Below are 21,509 nucleotides of genomic sequence, written 5' to 3' on the forward strand. Positions count from 1 at the left end.
TCCTCAAGGGAGCTCACCCGCCCCTGCGGGGCTCCCGTTCCTATGGCGGCCCCATTGCCGCCGACCCCTATCTCTCTGCATCACGCCGGGGTCGATGCGTCACGTCACAGATGGATGCGGGCCATACAGGAAAACCGGGCTCATGGAAAGCCGTGACGTGTCGCGACCGCCCGGGTTCCGGCGGGCTTCGGTTCAGGGCAGGCGCGGCACGGTCGCCGCAGCGCGCGGGCCGGGAATCCGTTGATTGCCGGGCGGCGCCGGTTTAACCATGGTCACGCAGGCCCCGGGGTGATGGCGTCACCCCCTCGACCGGGCCCGCGCTCATCCTTCGAGATGAGGGATTGTCCTGTACGCCCGGATGAGATGCCGGGCGCTTCTCATCGCGTCCGGTCCTTTGACGAGGATGACCCGATGACGCCGCATCTTTCAACGGCCCCAACCGCGACCCCGCGCCCGCAGATCTTTGCCTGCCACAACGGCGACAAGGCGCCCTTGCCCTTCAGCGATATCGAATATGCCCGCCGCCTGTCGGCGCTGCGGGCGATCATGGGGCGGATGGACCTGCCCGCCGTACTGCTGACCTCGATGCACAACATCGCCTATTACTCGGGCTTTCTGTATTGCAGCTTCGGGCGGCCCTACGGACTGGTCGTGACGCAGGAAGACTGCACGCTCATCAGTGCCAATATCGACGGCGGTCAGCCGTGGCGGCGCAGTCATTGCGACAACCTGATCTATACCGACTGGCAACGCGACAATTTCTGGCGCGCGGTGGCGGTGCTGACCCCGGGCGCGGGGCGGCTGGGGATCGAGGGCGATCACCTGACGCTGAGCCTGCGCGCGACACTCGACGCGATGCTGGACGCGCCCGAGCTGGTCGATATCGCTCCGGCGACGATGGCCGCGCGGATGGTGAAATCGCGCGAGGAGATCACCCTGATCCGCGAGGGGGCGCGCATCGCCGATCTGGGGGGCGCCGCGATCCGCGACGCGATTGCCGAGGGCGTGCGCGAGATCGATGTCGCCATGGCCGGGCGCGACGCGATGGAGCGCGAGATCGCCCGCGCGCATCCCGACAGCGAACTCCGCGACAGCTGGGTGTGGTTCCAGTCGGGTCTGAATACCGACGGCGCGCATAACCCGGTAACGACCCGGGCGTTGCGGTGCGGGGATCTGCTGAGCCTGAATGCCTTTCCGATGATCTCGGGCTATTACACCGCGCTGGAGCGGACCCTGCATCTGGGCGAACCCGAGCCCGAGACCCTGCGGATCTGGCGCGCCAATGTCGCGGCGCATGAACTGGGCCTGTCGCTGATCCGGCCCGGGATCTCCTGCGCGGCGATTTGCGACGAGTTGAACCGTTTCTTCGCGGAAGAGGGGCTCTTGCACTACCGCTCGTTCGGATACGGGCATTCCTTCGGCATCCTGAGCCATTACTATGGTCGCGAGGCCGGGCTGGAGCTGCGCGAGGATGTCGACACGGTGCTGGCGCCCGGCATGGTCGTGTCAATGGAGCCGATGCTGTGGCTGCCCGAGGGGACGCCCGGTGCCGGCGGCTACCGCGAGCATGACATCCTGGTGGTCGGCGAAAGCGGGGCCGAGAACATCACCGGCTTCCCCTACGGCCCCGAGGCGAACGTGATCGCCTGAGCCGGTCACCGCAGGCGGAACCGCGCGGCGTCAGCGTGCGAGCGTATCGAGCGGCAGGGTCAGGCGATGCCTGAGCGATGTCGCGTCGCGCGTCGTCTCGATCCGGCCCGCCAGCTGCGCGCTGACGGTCATCGCCAGCAGTTTCGAGCCGAAGCCGTGCGCGCGCGGGACGGAAGTGTCGGCGTCGGCGCTGAGGTCCGGGAGATTCCGCTCGATCCAGTCGACGATCAGGTCATCGCCGTCGGCATGCCACGAGACCTGAAGCAGCCCCTGCGGCGCGCGGTAGGACAGCGCGCCGTATTTCGCGGCATTCGTGGTCAGTTCGTGCAGCGCCAGCGTCAGCGCGGTGGACGCCTTCGGCCCCAGCGCCTGTTCGGGACCGGCCAGCGAGATGCGCTCGGGCCCGCTTGCATGGGGCATCAGCAGCGTGTGAAGCAGCGTGGCCAGCTCGGTGCCCTGTTCGGCGGGCCGGTCGGCATGGATCGCGGGCGCGATCAGGTCATGCGCGCGCGACAGCGACAGAAGCCGTTGATGCAGGTCGGTGGGGGATTCGCCCTGCGACTGGCTCATGCGGACGATGCCGGTGACGACCGAGAACAGGTTCTTCACCCGGTGGTTCAGCTCGTCGATCAGAAGCTGGCGTTCATCGAGCGAGTGACGCAGGGCGATTTCCGTCTCGACGATGGCGGCTAGGTCGCGCAGGTCGGTGAGTTGCTGGTCGGTCCAGTGATGCGGCCGCGTGTCGATCGCGCAGAACGAGCCCAGCACCGAGCCGTCGGGCGCATGGACCGGCACGCCCAGATAGGCGATGACGTTCAGGTCCCCCACCGCGCCGTTGCTGTGCAGAAGCGGATGCTCGCGCGCATCGTCGACCGCAAGCGCGCTGTCTTGCGAAATCACGTATTGGCAGAAGCTGTGGCTGAGTGGTGTCTGTGTCAGGCTCTGATCGAGTCCGGTTGCGGATTTGAAGAATTGCCGCCGCGCATCGACCAGCGACAGAAGCGAAATGGGCACGCCCAGAAGCCGGCTGGCCAGCCGCGAGGCGCGGTCGAACACGTCTTCGGGCAGGCTGTCCATCAGGCCGGTGCTGGCCAGTGCGGACAGGCGGTCCGGGTCGTTCAGCGCGGAGGCGTGATCGCGGCCCACCGTATCGGGAAAGCGCTGCAGCGAGGGGGCGGGAAGGTCGGGCGTGGTCATCGGCGGCGTTTCTAACAGGCGGGGCATTCAGCGAAAAGGGTCAGCGCGCCCCGCGTGAGAGCTGCGCGGCAAGACATGCCGCGCCGGAACCGCCGGGATCCGGTCCCGGGGCGCCGTCGAGCACCTGGACAGAACATAGTTGCGCAAGGCGGCTGTCAAGTCGGCCGGCGCTGATCGGGGCGGTCAGCCCAGGTGGATCGTCGCCTCGGGATAGCGCAGCCGCGGCACGCTGCGGGTCGCCAGGAAGAAGCCCAGCGTCAGGGGTCCGACACGGCCCAGGAACATCACCAGGATGATCACTGCGCGACCGAAATCGTTGATCTCTCCGGTAAAGCCCCGCGACAGGCCGACCGTGCCGAAGGCTGACGAGACCTCGAAGGCGATGTCGAGGAAATGCCCGTCATGCGAGGCCGTCATCAGGAACACGGCGGTGAAGATCACCAGCACCGAGATCGCCGTCAGCGCCATCACCTTCAGCACCTGTTCCAGCCCGATCGAGCGGCCGAAGGCGTGAAGCTGGGTCTGGCGGCGAAAGAAGGCGATGGTGGCCAGCAGCATGACCACGAAGGTCGTGACCTTGATCCCGCCGGCGGTCGAAGCCGGCCCGCCCCCCACCAGCATCAGCGAGATGAACAGCATCGCGGTGCTGTCATGGATCGCGCCGATATCGGTGGTGTTGAAGCCCGCCGTCCGCGTGGTGACGCCCTGAAACCAGCTCACCACCAGCTTCGCGCCGGCGCTGTCGAACTGGCCCAGCGTGCCGGGATTGTTCCATTCCAGCACCGCGAAACAGGCCACCGACCACGGGATCAGGATGCCGGTGCCCAGCAGCATCACCTTGGTATGCAGCGTCCAGGCGCGGGCCGGGCGGGGGCCCATCACGTCTTGCAGCACGACATAGCCGATGCCGCCGATGATGAAGAGCGCGGGGATGACAAGGTTGACCACCGGATCGGTCGCATAGCCCACCAGCCCGTCGCCGAAGGTCGAGAACCCGGCATTGTTGAAGGCCGAGATCGAGTGGAACAGCGCGGCCCATGCACCCTCGACCAGCCCCAGACGGGGCACGAAGGTCAGTGACAGGAACAGCGCGCCTGCCAGTTCGCAGACCACGACCACCCGCAGGATCACCGCCACCAGCCGGGTCAGGTGATGCAGCGTGTTGTGGTTGAGATCCTCGCGCAGGAAGACCTGTCCGGTGATGCCCAGCGGCATGCCCAGCGCGGCCAGGACCAGCACCGCGAAGGTCATCAGCCCCAGCCCGCCCAGCTGGATCAGCGCCATGATCACCGCCTGCCCGAACCATGTCATCGTCGTGCCCACGTCGAACACGACCAGCCCGGTCACGGTCACCGCCGAGGTGGCGGTAAAGACCGCATCCCCCCAGGAAATCGGTACGTTGCGCGAAACGGGCAGCATGATCAGCGCCGCGCCCACCGCGATCAGCAGCGCGTAGAGCAGCGCCAGGATCAGCGGCGGCGGGAACCGCCCCAGCCAGAGCGTCAGCCGGCGCCAGAGCCGCGACCCGCGCAGAGAGGCGGGACGGCTGCCCCTTTCCCCCGGTCGAGCGGTTTTCACAGCGAATCCCCGAATTTGCGCAGGTCGGGCCGTTTGCCTAGCACGATCAGCTTGTCATCGGTTTCCAGCACCGAGTCCTCGTCCGCGTGGCGGAACTCCGAGCCCCGCATCACCCCCAGAAGCCGCAGGTCATGAGTCGTGCCCAGCCCCAGCGCGGTCAGGTGGCGCCCGGCCAGACGCTCGGGCACGACGATGTTCACCACGCTGAACCCGTTGCCGAGGCTCACGTAATCCTGCAGCGCCGGGTTGTTGAGCATCTGCGCGATATGGCGACCCATTTCCTGTTCGGGCTGGATGACGCGGTCGACGCCCAGCTTCGACAGGATGCGGTGATGCGCCTTGTTCGCGGCCTTGACCCAGATTTCGCTCAGGCCCATCAGCTTGAGGTTCATCACCGTCAGGATGCTGGATTCCAGATCGTCGCCGATCGCCACCAGCGCCACATCGTAGCGGTCGATCCCCGCCTCGCGCAGGGCGCCTTCGTCGGTGGTATCCAGAATGACGGCACTGGACAGGGTAGCGGTCATCTGGCTCACACGCCGGTCATCGAGATCCAGCCCGATCACCCGGTTGCCGAACCGCGCCAGCTCGGTGGCGACGGTACTTCCGAAAGCGCCCAGTCCGATCACGGCGAAACTGCGGGTTCCCCGGGCCATGTCACTTCTCCGCTGCGGAAACGAGCCGCACGCTGCGCCGCAGAAGTCCGGCTGTCAAGGGTGTCGCAGGGGGAGCCGTGAAAACGAAAACGCCCGCCGGAGGGCGGGCGTTCTACGGGGTCTGTCGGGGGCTCAGCGGCGGATGCCGAGGCGGCCGATCAGGTCCTGATAGCGAGCGACATCTTTCGCCTTGAGGTAGTCCAGCAGTTTGCGGCGCTGGGCCACGAGCATCAGAAGGCCACGACGCGAGTGGTTGTCCTTCTTGTGGGTCTTGAAGTGCTCGGTCAGGGTGGTGATGCGCGAGGTCAGGATGGCAACCTGCACTTCGGGCGAACCGGTGTCGCCTTCCTTGGTGCCGAATTCCTTGATCAGACGCTGTTTTTCTTCGACGGTGATCGACATCGGGGTCTCCTGTGTCAAAGGGTTAAGGCGCAGGCCGGGATGTCGTCCAGCGCAGGCCCATGGAGGTTCCTGACCCCGGAAGCGGGGCGAGGATGCGCGCGTATAGGCGATCGCCGGCCAAAGCGCAAACGGATTCGGCGGGCTGGCCGCGCGCTGGCGCGTTAACCAGCTTCTCAGGTTTCCGGTGATTTCGCGCCCGAAATCGCGTTTTGTTCAGGGTTGGCGGTTTGACTGCACCCCGCCCGGTATCGGTGCGGGCGTGAGGGTTTTGCGATGTGGATGCTGCTGGGATTGCTGGGCGTTGCGGTCGCCGCGGGCGTGACCGACATGATGGTGCGGCCCGTCGATGCTGACACCGGCGATGCAGACGGCGCCGATTCCGACGCCGATGCGGGGCCGGGGCAGGACGATGTCGGCGGCATGGCGGGCGGCGTGGCGGACGGGCAGGGCGATCTGTTGCTCTCGGCGCTGGACGATCCAGGCCTGGACGAGCCGGGCCTTGACGATCCCGACGTGGACAATTCGGCGGAAGCCGGCGCCACGCCCGATCTCGTTTCCGATCCCGCGCCCGACCCGGATTCGGCTGGCGGACAGCCCACGCCCGGCACGTCCGACGCATATTCCGGCCCCGGCGGCGAAGGCGAGTTCGTCAGCTCCGACGACCCGCCGATCCCGCCTGCGGATGCCTATCTGCCACTGGGCGATGACGGGGACACCGTCGTCGGTGGCGAGGGGCTGGACACGATCCTCGGCGGCGCGGGCGATGACTGGCTGGACGGGCAGGGCGGGGAGGACAGCCTCGATGGCGGCAGCGGTGCGGACACCCTGCTGGGCGGCGGCGGCGACGACATCCTGACGGGTGATGACGGCGCGGACGATCTGCGCGGCGAGGGGGGCGACGACATCCTTGACGGCGGCTCGGGCGCGGATTCGCTCAATGGCGGCGAGGGCGCGGATACACTCAACGGGGGCGAAGGCGCCGACACGCTCGAAGGCGGGTTGGGCGATGATGCGCTCGATGGCGGCGAAGGGGGCGATCTTCTGATGGGGGGCGCCGGGAACGACAGTCTCGACGGCGGCCATGATCATGGCGAACGGGATTACCTGAACGGCGGCGACGGCGACGACTGGCTGCATCTGGGCGGCGACGACTGGGCCAGCGGCGGCGAGGGGCGCGATACCTTTGCCCTGGATCGCTGGCTGGAAGGCGGAAACCCCGCCGTGATCAGCGATTTCGAGCCGGGGCGCGACCAGATCTCGATCAGCTGGCCGGGCACCGGCGATGAGCCCGCTGTGACCACCGCGTACGACGCCGAAAACGGCCTGCTGCGCATCTTTGTCAACGGTGAGCCCGTCGCGCTTCTGCACGGGATCGAGGCGCTGGGCGCGGACGATATCGTCCTGACCCCGGAAACCTGACATGCCGCTTCCCCGACCCGAAGCGCACTCTGCCGGGGCTCGCTCACCCGCCTGCGTCTCCTGGGCGCCCCTCCGCCGCAAAAGGATCCTCATCGGCCGGAGCCCTTGACACGCCGCGAAAAAACACGCCGAACCTGCCCTATAGGCAAGGAAGCTTCGGTGGGTCGCGTCATCTGGTACGAAAGCTCTGATATCCGCATCCGCGTCGAGGACGAACGGCGCACCGATCGGGTGGTGATTCACTTCGACTCGCTGCAAAGCGAGTTCGGCGATCCGCTGCCCGAGCGCAAGACATCCTCGATCTTCCGGGGTTTCGATACCATCCTCGTCAGCGCCCTCAGCAACCATTGCTGGCAAGTTCCGGATCTCGACGCGATGTGTGCGGCCCTCCGCGCGGCCAGCGACGGCTACGCCGAGCGGCTGGCCTATGGCAGCAGCATGCGCGGATACGGTGCCCTGATGCTGGCGGGCGATATCGGCTGCACGCGCATCCTCGCCGTCGCGCCGCAAGCGGTCTACACCGAGCCGTCCGTGCCGCTGCACCCGATCTGGTCGGACGCCTTCAATGCCCGGCCTTTCGTTCGCGATGACGTGGTGGCCAGCCTCTCCGTGGTCCCGGAAATCGTCTACGATCCGGACCTGCCGCTGGACGCCGCGCATGTGCGGTATCTGCAAGACCGCATACCGATCCGCGCGTTTCCCTTTCCCCATGCCGGACACAAGGTGCTGCAAACGCTGAAGGAATGCGGGATCCTCAAGCCGGTGATGACGGCCCTGTTGCAAGGCGATGCCCGCATGGAAGACCTGCGCGCGCTCTACGATCCGGTTTGCGAACGTTCTCCGAACTACCTGTTCCACGCCGGCGCCTCGCGGGCCCTCGCCGGCAACAACGCCGCAGCCGCGCCGTATCTTGAACAACTCGAGGCCCTCGATCCCCCTCAGGCCGCGCGTCTGCGGGAAATCCTGGAAACGGGCCTCCCAACGGCCTGACCGGCCCGTCCGAGTGGCCATCCAAAAGCACGATGAATGGTGACCCCGGCAGGATTCGAACCTGCAACCTGCCCCTTAGGAGGGGGCTGCTCTATCCAGTTGAGCCACGGGGCCGCCTCGTTCTCTATTGCGGCTTGTGGCGGGTATGGCAAGGGGGCCGGGGGAAAATGGCGGTGGCGGTCGGGGTGCGGGCCGTCTCGTTGTAACCCTTGAGAGGGTGTCGCAGGTCGTGGGGCGGGGTGCCGTGCGGTTTGTGGGCGCTATCAGTCACGCATTCAAGGCTTTGACACCGTCGTTCCGCGCGTTCTACAACATTCCCATGCATGTTGGCGACGGGGGATGCCGGCGACGGTATCGCGAGAGGGGATCAGAAATCATGGCACTTCCACGCTCGGGCGATAACCGCCGTCCCCTGACACTGCGCGACGTGTCCGAAGCCTGCGGCGTCTCCGAGATGACGGTGAGCCGCGTCTTGCGCAATCGCGAGGATGTCTCGCCCGCGACGCGCGAGAAGGTCATCGCCGCCGCGCGCTCGCTGGGATACGTGCCCAACAAGATCGCCGGGGGGCTGGCCTCGCAGCAGGTGAACCTGGTCGCGGTGATCGTGCCGTCGCTGTCGAACATGGTGTTTCCCGATGTGCTGAGCGGCGTGTCGAAGGCACTGGAGGATAGCGGCCTGCAGCCGGTTTTCGGGGTGACGAATTACTCGCCCGAGAAAGAGGAAGAGGTGCTCTACGAGATGCTCTCGTGGCGGCCCTCGGGAGTGATCATCGCCGGGCTCGAACATACCGAGGCCGCGCGCGCGATGCTGGAGAATGCGGGCATCCCGATCGTCGAGATCATGGATTCCGACGGCGAGCCGATCGACAGCGTCGTGGGCATCTCGCATCGCAGTGCCGGGCGGCAGATGGCCGAGGCGATCGTCGCCGCCGGCTATCGCAAGATCGGATTTCTGGGCACCAAGATGGCCGATGACCACCGGGCGCGGAAACGCTTCGAGGGTCTGACCGAGGGGCTGGCCGAGCACGGGATCGAGATCGCCGATACAGAGTTCTATTCGGGCGGATCGGCGCTGAAGAAGGGGCGCGAGCTGACCGAGGCGATCCTGACACGCTCGCCCGATCTGGATTTCCTGTATTACTCCAACGACATGATCGGGGCGGGCGGGCTGCTTTACTGTCTGGACAAGGGCTATGACATTCCCGGCAAGCTGGGTCTTGCGGGGTTCAACGGGACCGATTTCCTGGACGGGCTGCCGATGCAGCTGGCCACGATCGACGCCTGCCGGCACGAGATCGGCGAAAAGGCGGCTTCGATCATCGCGGGCAAGGGATTCGAGGACGGCGTGATCGGCGGTCACCGGATCGAACTGACGCCGCGGCTGGAAGCGGGCGACACGATCCGCCGCTGAGCCTCCGCCCGGACCGACACAAACGCGCCCGTTGCCGGGCGCGTTTTGCGTGGTGCCACGCGAGCAATCGGCGCAAAAGGAAACCCCCGGGCCGTGGCCCGGGGGTCGGTTTGCGCGGATGTGGAGAGGATCAGCCGCGATAGAATTCGGGATAGGCTTCCATCCCCAGCTCGGCCTTGTCGAGACCCATGATCTCGTCTTCTTCCGAGACGCGCAGGCCCATGGTCGCTTTCAGGATCAGCCAGACGACGGCCGAGACCACGAAGACGAACACGCCGACGACGACGATCGAGAAGACCTGCCCGAAGAGCGTGGCATCGGGGTTGGTGATCACGACGGCAAGCGTGCCCCAGATACCGCAGACGAGGTGCACCGGGATGGCGCCGACGACGTCGTCGATCTTCAGCTTGTCCAGCAGCGGAACGGTCAGCACGACCAGCACGCCACCGAAGGCACCGATCAGCGTGGCCGCGCCCAGGGTCGGGGTCAGCGGTTCGGCGGTGATCGACACCAGACCGGCCAGAGCGCCGTTCAGCACCATGGTGAGGTCAGGCTTCTTGTACAGGATCTGCGTCAGGATCAGCGCGGCGATGGCCCCGCCGGCAGCGGCCGTGTTGGTGTTCGAGAAGATGCGCGAGATGTCGGCGACATTGGCGGCGGTGTCCATGTAGAGTTGCGAACCGCCGTTGAAGCCGAACCAGCCGAGCCACAGGATGAACGTACCCAGCGTGGCGAGGGTCAGGTTCGAACCGGGCATCGGGTTGATCTTGCCGTCCTTGTACTTGCCCAGACGCGGACCGAGGATCAGCGCACCGGCCAGAGCCGCCCAGCCGCCGACCGAGTGCACGACGGTCGAACCGGCGAAGTCGAGGAAGCCGTAATCGGCGTCAAGGAAGCCGCCGCCCCATTTCCACGACGCCTGGATCGGGTAGATGAAGCCGGTCAGCACGATGGTGAAGATCAGGAACGGCCACAGCTTGATGCGCTCGGCCAGCGTGCCCGAGACGATCGAGGCGGTGGTGGCGCAGAACATCAGCTGGAAGAAGAAGTCCGAACCGACCGAGGCATAGGTCAGGTCCGTGGCGGTGTCAGCCAGCCCGACCGGCTCCAGCCCGGTCAGCGCGAAGGCGCCCAGCATCCCCTGGATGGTCCAGGCATCGCCCGGATACATCAGGTTGTAGCCGACAAGGTAGTACATGATCGCGGCGAAGGCGAAGAGCGACACGTTCTTGAGCGACTGCATCGTGACGTTCTTCGACCGCACGAGGCCCGCTTCGAGCATCGAGAAGCCCGCCGCCATCCACATGACCAGGAACCCGGCCACGAGGAACATGAAGGTGGTGAAGATATAGCCGATATCTTCGTTCGGCGGCGTCATGTCGACCTCGGCGGCAACCTCCGCCACGGTCGTGTCCTGAGCGTAGAGCGCAAGCGGCACAGTCGCCACTACCGCCGCCAGGGGAAGGATTTTCTTAAAGTCCATCACGGTTCGTTCCCTTGTTCCCTAACACTTAAAGCGCGTCGTCGCCGGCTTCGCCGGTGCGCACGCGTGTCGCTTGCTGCAGATCCAGCACGAAGACCTTGCCGTCGCCGATCTTGCCAGTGCGGGCCGTGCGCGACAGGGTCTCGACCACTTCGTCGGCCAGGCTGTCGGGAACGGCGATTTCCAGTTTCACCTTCGGAACGAAGTTCACGGCGTATTCCGCGCCGCGATAGATCTCGGTGTGACCCGACTGCGTTCCGAAGCCCTTGATCTCGGTGACCATCAGGCCGCGGACGCCGATGGCGGTGAGCGCCTCGCGCACCTCCTCCAGCTTGAACGGCTTGATCGCTGCAATGATGTACTTCACGTGTGCCCCCTTATTGCGGTCCCGGTGCGCCCGGCTCGGGGCGCGTCCTGCGCTCATAGCGCTCAGAAAGTGAGCCTGGCGCAACGCATCGCTGGGCAAGAACACGCCGGGAATCCGGCAAAATTGCTCAAAAAATGAACAAATGGGCGCGTGTGATTAAATAATGGGCGCATCACGAAGGCGAATCGCCGTGTTTCCGCACGCTGACAATCCGCTTGCCGGGGCGTATGTTACCCGTCACGAAGAAGCGGAACACACGACGGAACACGGGCAGGCTCGCGTATGGCATCGAACGGAACTCGGCGTCCTCCACTGGTCGCGGACAGGCGGGCGCCTGCCCCGCGCGCACAGACCACGACCCGCAGAGCCTCGGGCAGCGGCAAGAGCGGAGGCGCGGGGGGCGGCAAGGGAGGCAGCCGCGCGCGCGGCGGTGGCGGCGGACGCCCTCCGCGCCGACCCGGCAACCCGATCCTCCGGTTCCTGCGAAACGTGCTGAAATTCGTCTGGCGGATCGTCTGGGGCTTTACCTGGCGGATGACGCTGGTGGTCACGCTGGTGATGGCGGTGGCGACCGGGTACTTCTATACGACGCTCCCTGACAACGTGAACGCGCTGCTCGACGGACGCGCGCGCGGATCGGTGACGATGCGCGACGCCGATGGCGAGGTCTTCGCGTGGCGCGGCGAATCCTTCGGCGGCTTCACCCATGCGTCGGACGTGTCGGAACATCTGCGCAACGCCGTCGTGGCCTCCGAGGATCGGCGGTTCTATTGGCATTTCGGCGTCAGCCCGCGCGGGATCGCCGGGGCGATCGCGTCCAACATCGCCGCCGGGCGGGGGCCGTTCCGCGGCGCGGGCGGTTCGACCCTGACGCAGCAGGTGGCGAAACTCTTGTGCCTGGGGCGCGATTTCGATCCCGATGTCTGGTCCGACGAAGCCGCCTACGAGGCCGATTGCCGCGAGGGCACGGTCTGGCGGAAGATCCAGGAACTGCCTTATGCCTTCGCGCTGGAGCTGCATTATTCCAAGGACGAGATCCTTTCGATCTATCTGAACCGCGCGTTCCTCGGCGCCAGCTCGCGCGGGTTCGAGGCCGCAGCAGAGCGTTATTTCGGCATCTCCGCGCGTGACCTGAACCCGCAACAGGCGGCGATGCTGGCCGGTCTTCTGCCCGCGCCCAGCTATTACGCGCCGACCCGCAACCTTGAGCGCGCGCAGAACCGCGCCGCCGTGGTCCTGGGCCTGATGCACGATCAGGGCTATCTGACGGACGAGGAATTCCAGCGCGCCCGTGCCAACCCGGCCACGCTGCACGACGCGGCGGAAAGCCATATCGGCGGATACTTCGCCGACTGGGTGATGCAGACCGGCCCCGCCTATCTGACCCGCGACACGACCGAGGATGTGGTGATCCAGACGACGCTGGATCAGCGCATCCAGCGCGCGGCCGAGGAAGCCGTCGCGGCCGTGTTCGACGAACAGGTCCGGGAAGGCTCCGAGGCCGAGGCGGCGGTCGTGGTGATGTCCGCTGACGGCGCAGTGCGGGCAATGGTTGGCGGCCGCAGTTACACGGTCGGTGGCTTCAACCGGGCCTTCATGGCGCAGCGGCAGACCGGCTCGGCCTTCAAGCCGTTCGTCTATGCGCTGGCCATGGATGACGGCTATCAGCCCTTCGATCTGGTCGAGGACGCGCCGCTGACGATCACCGTGCCCGGATCGGGTCCCTGGTCGCCGCGAAACTATACCAACGATTTTCTGGGCATGATGACGCTGGCCGAGGCGCTGGCACGCTCGCAGAACATTCCGGCCGTGCGCATCTCCGAGGCGATGGGCCGCGAAAGGGTCCGGCAGGCGGCGAACGCGTTCGGGCTGAACTCGGACATGGCCGAGGGGCCCGCGCTGGCGCTGGGGGCCTCGGAATCGACGCTGCTGGACATGACGGCGGCCTATGCGGGCATCCTGAACGGGGGCAGCTCGGTCCGGCCCTATGGTTTCACCTCGCTGACGCTGGCGGGCGAATCGGCCCCGCTGATGACCATCGGGTCGGGGATCGGCGAGCGGGTCATCTCCGAGGACGCGGCGCAACGGCTGATCTGGATGATGCACCAGGTGATCGTCGCCGATTACGGCACCGGGCGGCGCGCGCGACTGCCCGACGGGCGCGAGGCGGCGGGCAAGACCGGCACCACGACCAGCGCGCGCGATGCGTGGTTCGTGGGCTTCACGGCCGATTTCGTCGTCGGTGTCTGGATGGGCAACGACGACAACGCCCCCCTGACCGGGGTCACGGGCGGCGGCCTGCCAGCCGAGATCTGGCGCGAGACGATGGTGCGGATCAATCAGAACGTGCCGCTGCATCCGCTGCCGATGATCGAACCGCGCCGCCCCAGTGCCGATCTGGAGCCGCCGGCCACCCGCGGCACGCCGGGCACGCAGTTGCAGGGCCGCGGCGGTTCGCTGGGCGATGCGATCAGCGACCTTCTGGGCGGCATCCTGGGGAACTGACGAAAAGGCCCGCGCCGGAAAGCGCGGGCCTTGGTCGTCAGGGGCGGGGGGACGGCGCTTTTTCCGTCACCGGGCAGTCAACGGCCGGCAGTCAACGGCAGGCAGTCAACGGGCGGGTCAGCCCGCGCGACGCAGATCCTCGATCATCGCGTCGATATTGCCGCCCCGCCGTTCCAGAAGCGTGCCGATCTCCTGCCGTTCGGCGGCCAGCACGTTCACCCCGTCGATGATGATATTGACGAAGAGCGGCCGCCCCGAGCGGTCGGACACGTGCCAGAGCACGGTGAACGGCGCCTCGCCGCGCATCAGCATGGTCGAGCGGACCTCGATCACCGTCTGCACCTGCCGCGCGCCTTCGACCTGCGTGCTGGCACCGATGAAGCTGCGGAACTGGCGACCGTATTTGCGCGCCAGATAGCTGCGGAAGGCGTCGGTAAAGGCCGAAAGCTGCGCCGGCGTGGCCGCACGCGCGGGCGGACCCAGCGCCGAGCGGGCGATCACCGGCACGTCGGCATAGCGGCTGAACAGGTTTTCGAACCGCGCGATCATCTGCGATTCAGAGCCGCCGGAATTGATGATGCCCTGCACCTCGGCCATCACTTCGCCGATCAGTTGCGAAGCCTCGCCCTGGCTCAGCGCCCGGGCGGGGGTGGGAATCAGGGGCAGCGCGGCAGCGGCGGCGAAGCCTGCCAGCAGCGCGCGGCGGGTCGGGTCAGAAATCGGCGTATGGGTCAATGAAGTCCTCCTCGGCGTCGCTGCCCAGATGATAGCGCCTCGTCTGCAGATAGAGGAGCCGTGCCTGGGCATAGGGGTCGGCCGTGTCGATCACATTCGCGTCGAGCAGCTCGGAATAGGCGCCGGCTTCGGCCACGCGCCCGGCCAGCCGCGCAGCGGTGGCATAGCTCGCCTCGTCGGGCGCCAAGGCGTAGCGAAGCGGGTTGATGGCGATGTCGACGATCCGCCCGAACGCGTCGCGCTGGGTCGTCGGCCCGATCACCGGCAGGACCATGTAGGGACCCTCGGCGGCGCCCCAGCGATACATCGTCTCGCCGAAATCGGTGCGCCGGCCATAGACGCCCGCGCGGGTCGCGGGGTCGAACAGTCCGCCCAGGCCGACCGTGGTATTGATCACCAGCCGCACGGTATTCTCGGCCGCGCGGTCGGGGCGGATCTGCAGCAAGTCATTGAGAATGACCGAAGGCAGGCCGAGATTGGCGCCGAAATTGGCGACCATCCGGCGCACCGGGCCGGGCTGCGCAGGGGGCTCGGCAGACTGGGCCCCGTCCCCCGGCGTGATCGCCTCGACCAGCGCCAGATTGTTGTCGAACCATGCCCGGTTGGTCGATTCGTAGGGGTCGTTATAGCCGCTTTCCGACGGGCCCAGCGGGCTGCATCCGGCCAGAAGCATCAGACCCAACGCAAGCGCTGCCCCAAATCTGGTTACGGCCATCGTGTCCTCCTGGGAATTTACCGGATGCGAACCTCTTCCGCTTAGAGGTGTCTTAAAAGGGGAAGGTGACAAGTGTAAACGCACATTCCCGCGTCTTGGGATACGATGATGCCGAACAGGATCACGGCGGGCAACTGGACGTCGAAGACGCGCGCCCTGTGGACGGCGGCGCTGATTTTCGGGGCGGTGTCCAATCTTCTGGTCCTGACCGGGCCGATCTTCATGCTTCAGGTCTATGACCGGGTGCTGACCGGGCGGTCCGCGGCGACGCTGCTGGTCCTGTTCACGCTGGTGGCGTTCCTGTTCGCGATGATGGCGGGGATCGACACCGCGCGCTCGCAATTGCTGGCCCGGATCGGCGCACGCATCCGTCACGAACTGGAAGCGCGCGTGTTCGAAGCCAGCCTGCGCGCCCGGCTGCGCGATCCGCCCGATCCGCGCGCGGCGGTGGCGATGCAGGATCTGGACACGATTCAGCGGGTGCTGGGCTCATCCCTGGTTCTGGCGCTGCTCGATCTGCCCTGGACCCTGCTGTTCCTGGTGCTGCTGTACTTCGTGCACCCGATGCTGGGCTGGCTGGCGCTGGGCGGCGGCGTGGCGCTGGCGCTGATGGCGGTGACGGGGCATCTGCAGCAACGGCAGCTTCTGGGCAATGCGCGGATTCAGTCCAACGCGGCCGACCGTCTGCAGATCGCCATCGAAGCGCAGGGCGGCGACCGCGTGGCGGCGCTCACCCCCGATGTTCTGGCGCGCTGGCGTGCCCATCGGCGCGATTCGCTCTCGGCGCTGCTGCGCACCGCCGACCGCTCGGTGCGCTCCACCGCGCTCGCGCGGACGTTCCGGCTGTTCCTGCAATCGGCGACGCTGGCGCTGGGCGCGTGGCTGGTGCTGAACGATCAGCTGTCGGCGGGCCTGATGGTCGGCTCGTCGATCCTGCTGGGCCGCGCGCTGGCGCCGGTCGAACAACTGGCCGCGCATTGGGGCTCGCTGCATGTGGCCTTCAGCGGCTGGCGGCGGCTCGATTCCTTCCTGCGCGCCACGGGCCTTGCCATCGACCCGGTCGATGCCCCCGCGGGCGGCATCTTGTCGGTGCGCGGGCTGATCGTGGTCCCGCAGGGCCGGCGCGAGGCGGTGCTGCGCATCAACGGCTTCTCGGTTCCGCCCGGCACGGCGCTGGGCGTGATCGGCCCGGGCGGGTCGGGCAAGAGCCTGTTCGCGCGGGTCCTGGCCGGTGCGGTTCCGCCTTCGGCCGGGGTGATGCGGCTGGGCGAGGTGTCGCTGGCGCGCGTGCCGATCACCCGCATCGGCTATCTGCCGCAGCGTTTCGACCTGCTGCCCGGCACCGTGGGCGAGGCGATCGCGCGGCACGATCCCGACGCCACGCAGGCCGATATCGAAGCCGCCGCGCGGCTGGCGGGCGTGCATGGCGCCATCGTCAACCTGCCCGACGGCTACGCCACCTCGACCGAGCCCGATGTCGCGCATATGTCGGGCGGCATGGTCCAGCGGATCGGGCTGGCCCGCGCCTTCTACAAGGCCCCGGTGCTGGTGGTGCTGGACGAACCGGCCGCCAATCTCGATGCCGACGGGCTGAGCGCCTTCAACGCCGCGGTGCGCGCGCTCAAGGAGCGCGGCGCGGTCGTCGTGGTGACGGCCTTGCGCCCGACCTCGGTATCGGAATGCGACGATCTTCTGGTGCTGGACAGCGGGATCCAGACCGGGTTCGGCCCCCGCGACATCATCCTGCGCGAGATGGTGCGCAACCATATGGCGGTCGTCGGGCATGGACGGGGGCCGGGACACGATGGCTGATCCCCCCGACGTCGCCGAGATGGATCCGAAAGGCCCCTTCGCGCTGGGCCTTGCCTCGTGTGCGGTGCTGGTGCTGGGGCTCGTGGGCTGGGCGGCGACGGCGGCGATCACCTCGGCGGTGGTGGCGATCGGCACCGTGGCGGTCGCGCCCTACAGCCACCCGGTGCAGCATGTCGACGGCGGCGTGATCGAGCAGGTTTATGTCCACGAGGGACAGGAGGTCGAGGCGGGCGACCTTCTGGTGCGGCTGGACGGCTCGGACCTGCGTGCTGCGCTCGATCCCCTCGAACAACAGATCGTCGAGGCCGAGGCGCGGCTCGTGCGTCTCAGGGCCGAGCGTGACGGCCTCGATTTCCCGGTGCTTGCGGTCGAGGACATGCGCGACCGCGCCCGCGTCGCGGCGCTGGGGGCGCAATTGCGGCTCTACGATGCGCGCCGCGACACGTTCGAGCGTCAGCAGGCGCAGCTTCAGGAGCGGCGTCGTCAGACCGAAGCCCAGCTTCAGGGCATGATCGACCAGCGCACCGAACTTCTGGCCGAGACCGAGATCCTGCAGGCCGAATTGCGCAACCAGCAGACGCTGCGCGCGCAGGGGCTGGCCGTTGCATCGCAGGTGAATTTCCTTGCCCGCGCGCGCGCGCAGCTTTCCCGCGACCGCGTGGCGCTGAACGCGCTGGAGCGGGAATTGCGCGGCCAGGTGGCCGAGATCGCCATGCAATCGGCAGCCCTGGTCGCGGCGCGGCGGGAAAGCGCGGAACAGGATTTCGCCGATACGGGGCTTGCGCTGATCGACCTGCATGCCCGCCGCGCGACGCTGCTGGCCCGGCTCGACGCCTATGACCTGCGCGCGCCGACCTCGGGCGTGGTTCACCGGCTGGCGCAGCTTGGCCCGCACAGCGTGCTGCGGCCGGCCGAAGAGGTGATGCAGATCGTCACTCCGCCAAGCGACCCGGTGCTGACCGTACGCGTGCGCCCCGACGACGTGGATCATATCGGGCTGGGCCAGCTGGCCTATCTGCGGTTTCCGGGGCTGGCCGGACGCGAACTGCCCGACCTGACCGGGCTGGTGACGAACCTTTCGGCGGCCAGTTTCATCGACGAGCTGACCGGCACGCAGTATTTCCGCGCCGACATCCACCCGACAGAGCAGACCTTGGCCATCCTGGGGCGCGACGCGCTCATTCCCGGGATGAGCGTGCAGGCATTCCTTGCCACCGGCGAGCGCACGCCGCTGGCCTATCTCGTCGACCCGCTGCGCGACCATTTCCTGCGCGCCCTGCGCGAACCATGAGGGCTGTCCCCCCTTGCCGCGCGCAAGTGGCCACCCGGGTAAGGGGGCTGTCTGCCCCCTCTTTGGCGGTGCCAAATTCACCCCCGAGGATATTTCGGGAACAAAGATGCAGGGTTGCCAAAGCCTGGAACGTCCATCCTTGACCCCCCAATATCGCCGGTCCTGTCCCCTGGGCGCGCGCCGTCGTCGGGGGGCGGCGCAAGTGCGACTTGTGCTGTCAGGGCGGCGTCATTCAAGGACATGGGCGCGCCAATCCGGGGCTTTTCGAAACCGGGCAAACGTGCTTACCTCCGCCGCGACCCGGCGCGTGCCGGGAGACGCGGCCGGACCCTGCGATCCGGCCATCACGACCTGCGCCGAACGCTGTCCGTCGGGCGGCGCGGCCCCCGATTACCGGCGCCCCGCCGCGCGCCCAACAGGAGCCTGCCATGACCCATGCCATCGACGCCCGCCTTCAAGAGCTGGGCCTGACGCTGCCCGATGCGCCCGCGCCGGCGGCGAATTACGTGCCGTTCGTGATCTCGGGCCAGCATGTCTATGTGTCCGGGCAGGTCAGCATGGGGGCGAACGGGCTCATCACCGGCAAGCTGGGCGCCGATCTGAGCACCGAGCAGGGCGCCGAGGCCGCGCGCGCCTGCGCGCTGTCGCTGCTGGCGCAGTGCAAGAAGGCGATGGGGGGCGACTGGGCGAAACTGGCGCGCGTGGTCAAGCTGACGGGCTTCGTCAATTGCACCGCCGATTTCACCGACCAGCCCAAGGTGATCAACGGCGCCTCGGATCTGTTCGTCGAGCTTCTGGGCGATGCCGGGCGGCATGCACGCTCGGCCGTCGGCGCGCCCTCGCTTCCGCTGGGCGTGGCGGTCGAGATCGAGGCGATCTTCGAGCTGGCCTGATGCGCGCGCCGCTGCCCGAGGCGTTTCTGCGCCTGCCGATCGCGCATCGCGCCTATCACGATGCCGCCGCCCGCCGGCCTGAAAACTCGCTGCCCGCGATCCGCGCGGCGATCCGCGCGGGCTACGGGATCGAGATCGACTTGCAGGTCTCGGCCGATGGCGAGGCGATGGTGTTCCACGACGATACGCTGGAGCGGCTGACGCTGGATACCGGCCCGGTCAATGCCCGCTCGGCCGCCGAGCTGCAGCGCATCCGCGTGCGCGCCAGCCCCGAGCCGATCCCGACCTTCCGGCAGGTGCTGTCGGAGGTCGCGGGCCGGGTCCCGCTGTTGGTCGAGATCAAGGACCAGTCCGGCGCGATGGGGCCGACCAACGGCGTTCTGGAGGCGGCGGCGGCGGCGGCCTTGCGGGGCTATGAGGGGCCGGTGGCGGTGATGTCGTTCAACCCGTCGTCGGTCGCGCATCTGCAGCGGCTGGCGCCCGAGGTGCCACGCGGCCTGACGACCTATGCCTTCCCGCGCGAACACTGGCCCGAGGATGCCGGTCCCGAAGCCGAGGCGCATCGCCGGCACCTGGCCGCGATTGCCGATTTCGACGCGGTCGGGGCCTCGTTCATCTCGCATGACTGGCACGATCTGAACGCGCCGCGCGTGACGGAGCTGAAGGCGCAGGGCGCGGCGATCCTGTGCTGGACAATCAAGTCGCCCGAGGACGAGGCGGTGGCGCGGCGGGTGGCGCAGAACATCACCTTCGAGGGCTACGCCGCCGAAATCGGCTGATCCGATCGGCCGTTCGGCGCGGCGGCGGGCTTGACCTCCGCCGTGCCGCGCCCAGTTCTGGGACAGAAGGGGCCGGTTTGGGGATCAGCTTGGATATCACGCTTGTCGACGCGATCAGCGAGATCGGCGCGCCCGCATGGGACGCGCTGAGCGGGGCCGTGCCGGGCGTGCGGCCGATGGATCCGTTCACCACCTACAGGTTCCTGCAGGCGCTGGAAGCCTCGGGTTCGGTCGGACCGGGCACCGGCTGGGAGGCCAAGCATCTGGTCGTGCGCCACGAGGCGCAGGTGCTGGCCGCGATGCCGCTTTACGCCAAGGGCCATAGCCAGGGCGAGTACATCTTCGATCATGCCTTTGCCGATGCATGGCAGCGGGCGGGCGGGCGCTATTACCCCAAGCTGCAGGCGGCGGTGCCGTTCACCCCCGCGACCGGGCCGCGTCTTCTGGGGCCGCGCGAATTGCAGCCCGTCCTGTTGCGGGCTTTGGCCGAGATCACCGGGTCGAACCAGTTGTCCTCGGCCCATGTGACCTTCTGCACGGCGGACGAGGCGGCTCTGGGCGTGGAAGAAGGGTTCCTGCACCGCGTCACCCAGCAATTCCACTGGGAGGACGAGGGCTATGGCGATTTCGAGGGGTTCCTGTCGGCCCTGTCCTCGCGCAAGCGCAAGACGATCCGGCGCGAGCGGCGGCAGGCGCAGGAATTCGGCGGCACGATCCATGCGCTGACCGGCGACGATCTGAAGCCCGAACACTGGGATGCGTTCTGGGCGTTCTACCAGGATACCGGCAGCCGCAAATGGGGCACGCCCTATCTGACGCGCGCGTTTTTCGACGAGATCCACGCGACGATGCGCGACGATATCCTGCTGATCCTGGCCGAGCGCGAAGGGCGCTGGGTGGCGGGCGCGCTGAATTTCATCGGCGCCGAGACGCTCTACGGGCGCTACTGGGGTTGCGTCGAGGATCATCCCTGCCTGCATTTCGAACTGTGCTATTATCAGGCGATCGACTGGGCGCTGGCCAATGGCCTCAGCCGCGTCGAGGCGGGCGCTCAGGGCGAACACAAGCTGGCGCGCGGGTATCTGCCGAGCGAGGTGCATTCGCTGCACTGGTTCCCCGATACCCGTTTCCGTGAAGCGGTCGAGGACTACCTGAAGGCCGAGACCGCGGCTGTCGGTGACGAGATGCGCCTTCTGGAGGGCTTTGCACCCTTCCGGCGGGGACCCGAAGGCGGCGGCTGACGCGCAAAGGAGCAAGACATGGCACGACCTTCGAAACTGGCGGGCAGGGCGCGCGACGAGGCGCTCGAGGCGCTGAAAGCGGCGGGCTGGACCCATGATGCCGGGGCGGACACGATCAGCCGCAGCTTCAGGTTCAAGGATTTCAGCGCGGCGTTCGGCTGGATGACCCGCGCGGCGCTGGCGGCCGAGAAGCTGGACCATCACCCCGACTGGTCGAATGTCTACAACCGGGTCGAGGTGAGCCTGACCACGCATGACGTGAAGGGGCTGACCGAGCTGGACGTGAAGCTGGCCGAGGCGATGGACGCGGCGCTTTAGGGCCCCGGATGCAGCACCGACGGCAGTGGTGCCGCGGTGGTGCGTGGAATCACGCACCCTACAGCCG

General features: G+C 67.5%; 19 protein-coding genes and 1 tRNA gene. 11 read left to right on the forward strand and 9 right to left on the reverse strand.

The window, feature by feature from the left end; translation table 11 throughout:
• Positions 1-411 precede the first annotated feature (411 nt).
• Entirely contained in the window at positions 412-1,650 is a 1,239-nt protein-coding gene (locus tag C4N9_RS07595; protein WP_109532716.1) for an aminopeptidase P family protein, read from the forward strand.
• A gap of 30 nt (positions 1,651-1,680) precedes the next feature.
• Here the strand turns inward: C4N9_RS07595 and C4N9_RS07600 are convergent, their stop codons facing one another.
• The 4 genes from C4N9_RS07600 to rpsO all read right to left on the reverse strand — a co-directional run bounded on the left by C4N9_RS07600 (position 1,681) and on the right by rpsO (position 5,483).
• Positions 1,681-2,847, reverse strand: a complete 1,167-nt coding sequence (locus C4N9_RS07600; protein WP_168192157.1) for a sensor histidine kinase — start codon at positions 2,845-2,847, stop codon at positions 1,681-1,683.
• Positions 2,848-3,030: 183 nt separating this feature from the next.
• The gene (locus C4N9_RS07605; protein WP_425440797.1) at positions 3,031-4,380 is read right to left on the reverse strand and encodes a TrkH family potassium uptake protein; all 1,350 of its coding nucleotides are present in this window, start codon (positions 4,378-4,380) and stop codon (positions 3,031-3,033) included.
• Between the two features lie 41 nt (positions 4,381-4,421).
• Positions 4,422-5,081 carry a potassium channel family protein gene (locus tag C4N9_RS07610; RefSeq protein ID WP_109532718.1) on the reverse strand — a complete coding sequence of 220 codons (660 nt, stop codon included), beginning with the start codon at positions 5,079-5,081 and terminating at the stop codon, positions 4,422-4,424.
• 132 nt (positions 5,082-5,213) lie between these two features.
• The gene (gene rpsO / locus C4N9_RS07615) at positions 5,214-5,483 is read right to left on the reverse strand and encodes a 30S ribosomal protein S15 (protein WP_109532719.1); all 270 of its coding nucleotides are present in this window, start codon (positions 5,481-5,483) and stop codon (positions 5,214-5,216) included.
• A 273-nt stretch (positions 5,484-5,756) separates the two neighbouring features.
• On the opposite strand from rpsO, the gene C4N9_RS07620 reads away from it, so the two are divergent.
• Positions 5,757-6,902: a calcium-binding protein gene (locus tag C4N9_RS07620; protein WP_109532720.1), complete on the forward strand. Its 1,146-nt coding sequence runs from the start codon at positions 5,757-5,759 to the stop codon at positions 6,900-6,902.
• 159 nt (positions 6,903-7,061) lie between these two features.
• Positions 7,062-7,892, forward strand: a complete 831-nt coding sequence (locus tag C4N9_RS07625) for a hypothetical protein (RefSeq protein WP_109532721.1) — start codon at positions 7,062-7,064, stop codon at positions 7,890-7,892.
• 37 nt (positions 7,893-7,929) lie between these two features.
• On the opposite strand, the gene C4N9_RS07630 is transcribed toward C4N9_RS07625, so the two are convergent.
• Positions 7,930-8,006, reverse strand: a tRNA-Arg gene (locus C4N9_RS07630).
• Positions 8,007-8,268: 262 nt separating this feature from the next.
• Here C4N9_RS07630 and C4N9_RS07635 point away from each other — a divergent pair.
• Positions 8,269-9,303: a LacI family DNA-binding transcriptional regulator gene (locus C4N9_RS07635; protein ID WP_109532722.1), complete on the forward strand. Its 1,035-nt coding sequence runs from the start codon at positions 8,269-8,271 to the stop codon at positions 9,301-9,303.
• A gap of 130 nt (positions 9,304-9,433) precedes the next feature.
• Here C4N9_RS07635 and C4N9_RS07640 read toward each other — a convergent pair whose 3' ends face one another.
• Together C4N9_RS07640 and C4N9_RS07645 are read right to left on the reverse strand one after the other, a co-directional pair.
• Complete coding sequence (locus tag C4N9_RS07640; RefSeq protein WP_210403993.1) at positions 9,434-10,786, reverse strand: ammonium transporter; 1,353 nt, start codon at positions 10,784-10,786, stop codon at positions 9,434-9,436.
• Positions 10,787-10,814: 28 nt separating this feature from the next.
• Positions 10,815-11,153 (reverse strand): P-II family nitrogen regulator, encoded by a 339-nt coding sequence (locus C4N9_RS07645; protein ID WP_109532723.1) that lies wholly within the window; start codon positions 11,151-11,153, stop codon positions 10,815-10,817.
• A 282-nt stretch (positions 11,154-11,435) separates the two neighbouring features.
• Here C4N9_RS07645 and C4N9_RS07650 point away from each other — a divergent pair, with 282 nt between their 5' ends.
• Positions 11,436-13,658 (forward strand): transglycosylase domain-containing protein, encoded by a 2,223-nt coding sequence (locus C4N9_RS07650; RefSeq protein WP_109532724.1) that lies wholly within the window; start codon positions 11,436-11,438, stop codon positions 13,656-13,658.
• A gap of 117 nt (positions 13,659-13,775) precedes the next feature.
• Here the strand turns inward: C4N9_RS07650 and C4N9_RS07655 are convergent, their stop codons facing one another.
• Both C4N9_RS07655 and C4N9_RS07660 read right to left on the reverse strand, forming a co-directional pair.
• The gene (locus tag C4N9_RS07655; protein WP_245902491.1) at positions 13,776-14,393 is read right to left on the reverse strand and encodes an MlaC/ttg2D family ABC transporter substrate-binding protein; all 618 of its coding nucleotides are present in this window, start codon (positions 14,391-14,393) and stop codon (positions 13,776-13,778) included.
• Entirely contained in the window at positions 14,371-15,108 is a 738-nt protein-coding gene (locus tag C4N9_RS07660) for an MlaA family lipoprotein (RefSeq protein WP_109532726.1), read from the reverse strand. The genes C4N9_RS07655 and C4N9_RS07660 overlap by 23 nt, the downstream gene beginning before the upstream one ends.
• Before the next feature lie 108 nt (positions 15,109-15,216).
• Between C4N9_RS07660 and C4N9_RS07665 the strand changes: the two genes are divergently transcribed.
• From C4N9_RS07665 to C4N9_RS07690, 6 genes are all read left to right on the forward strand, one after another.
• The gene (locus tag C4N9_RS07665) at positions 15,217-16,920 is read left to right on the forward strand and encodes a type I secretion system permease/ATPase (RefSeq protein WP_168192158.1); all 1,704 of its coding nucleotides are present in this window, start codon (positions 15,217-15,219) and stop codon (positions 16,918-16,920) included.
• Positions 16,913-18,211, forward strand: coding sequence for an HlyD family type I secretion periplasmic adaptor subunit (locus C4N9_RS07670; protein WP_168192159.1), 1,299 nt, complete (start codon positions 16,913-16,915; stop codon positions 18,209-18,211). Before C4N9_RS07665 ends, C4N9_RS07670 begins: the two co-directional genes overlap by 8 nt.
• Positions 18,212-18,639: 428 nt before the next feature.
• Entirely contained in the window at positions 18,640-19,104 is a 465-nt protein-coding gene (locus C4N9_RS07675; RefSeq protein ID WP_109532729.1) for a RidA family protein, read from the forward strand.
• Positions 19,104-19,883 (forward strand): glycerophosphodiester phosphodiesterase family protein, encoded by a 780-nt coding sequence (locus C4N9_RS07680; RefSeq protein ID WP_109532730.1) that lies wholly within the window; start codon positions 19,104-19,106, stop codon positions 19,881-19,883. The genes C4N9_RS07675 and C4N9_RS07680 overlap by 1 nt, the downstream gene beginning before the upstream one ends.
• An 83-nt stretch (positions 19,884-19,966) precedes the next feature.
• Positions 19,967-21,124: a GNAT family N-acetyltransferase gene (locus C4N9_RS07685; protein ID WP_425440798.1), complete on the forward strand. Its 1,158-nt coding sequence runs from the start codon at positions 19,967-19,969 to the stop codon at positions 21,122-21,124.
• An 18-nt stretch (positions 21,125-21,142) separates the two neighbouring features.
• Positions 21,143-21,442: a 4a-hydroxytetrahydrobiopterin dehydratase gene (locus tag C4N9_RS07690; RefSeq protein WP_109532732.1), complete on the forward strand. Its 300-nt coding sequence runs from the start codon at positions 21,143-21,145 to the stop codon at positions 21,440-21,442.
• Positions 21,443-21,509: the final 67 nt, after the last annotated feature.

This window comes from Pararhodobacter marinus (assembly GCF_003122215.1).
Lineage (GTDB): Bacteria > Pseudomonadota > Alphaproteobacteria > Rhodobacterales > Rhodobacteraceae > Pararhodobacter > Pararhodobacter marinus.

Coding starts and splice junctions, on each gene's coding strand:
- C4N9_RS07595 (WP_109532716.1), top strand. CDS start 412: ATGACGCCGCATCTTTCAACGGCCCCAACCGCGACCCCGCGCCCGCAG.
- C4N9_RS07600 (WP_168192157.1), bottom strand. CDS start 2,847: ATGACCACGCCCGACCTTCCCGCCCCCTCGCTGCAGCGCTTTCCCGAT.
- C4N9_RS07610 (WP_109532718.1), bottom strand. CDS start 5,081: ATGGCCCGGGGAACCCGCAGTTTCGCCGTGATCGGACTGGGCGCTTTC.
- rpsO (WP_109532719.1), bottom strand. CDS start 5,483: ATGTCGATCACCGTCGAAGAAAAACAGCGTCTGATCAAGGAATTCGGC.
- C4N9_RS07620 (WP_109532720.1), top strand. CDS start 5,757: ATGTGGATGCTGCTGGGATTGCTGGGCGTTGCGGTCGCCGCGGGCGTG.
- C4N9_RS07635 (WP_109532722.1), top strand. CDS start 8,269: ATGGCACTTCCACGCTCGGGCGATAACCGCCGTCCCCTGACACTGCGC.
- C4N9_RS07640 (WP_210403993.1), bottom strand. CDS start 10,786: ATGGACTTTAAGAAAATCCTTCCCCTGGCGGCGGTAGTGGCGACTGTG.
- C4N9_RS07650 (WP_109532724.1), top strand. CDS start 11,436: ATGGCATCGAACGGAACTCGGCGTCCTCCACTGGTCGCGGACAGGCGG.
- C4N9_RS07660 (WP_109532726.1), bottom strand. CDS start 15,108: ATGGCCGTAACCAGATTTGGGGCAGCGCTTGCGTTGGGTCTGATGCTT.
- C4N9_RS07665 (WP_168192158.1), top strand. CDS start 15,217: ATGCCGAACAGGATCACGGCGGGCAACTGGACGTCGAAGACGCGCGCC.
- C4N9_RS07670 (WP_168192159.1), top strand. CDS start 16,913: ATGGCTGATCCCCCCGACGTCGCCGAGATGGATCCGAAAGGCCCCTTC.
- C4N9_RS07675 (WP_109532729.1), top strand. CDS start 18,640: ATGACCCATGCCATCGACGCCCGCCTTCAAGAGCTGGGCCTGACGCTG.
- C4N9_RS07680 (WP_109532730.1), top strand. CDS start 19,104: ATGCGCGCGCCGCTGCCCGAGGCGTTTCTGCGCCTGCCGATCGCGCAT.
- C4N9_RS07690 (WP_109532732.1), top strand. CDS start 21,143: ATGGCACGACCTTCGAAACTGGCGGGCAGGGCGCGCGACGAGGCGCTC.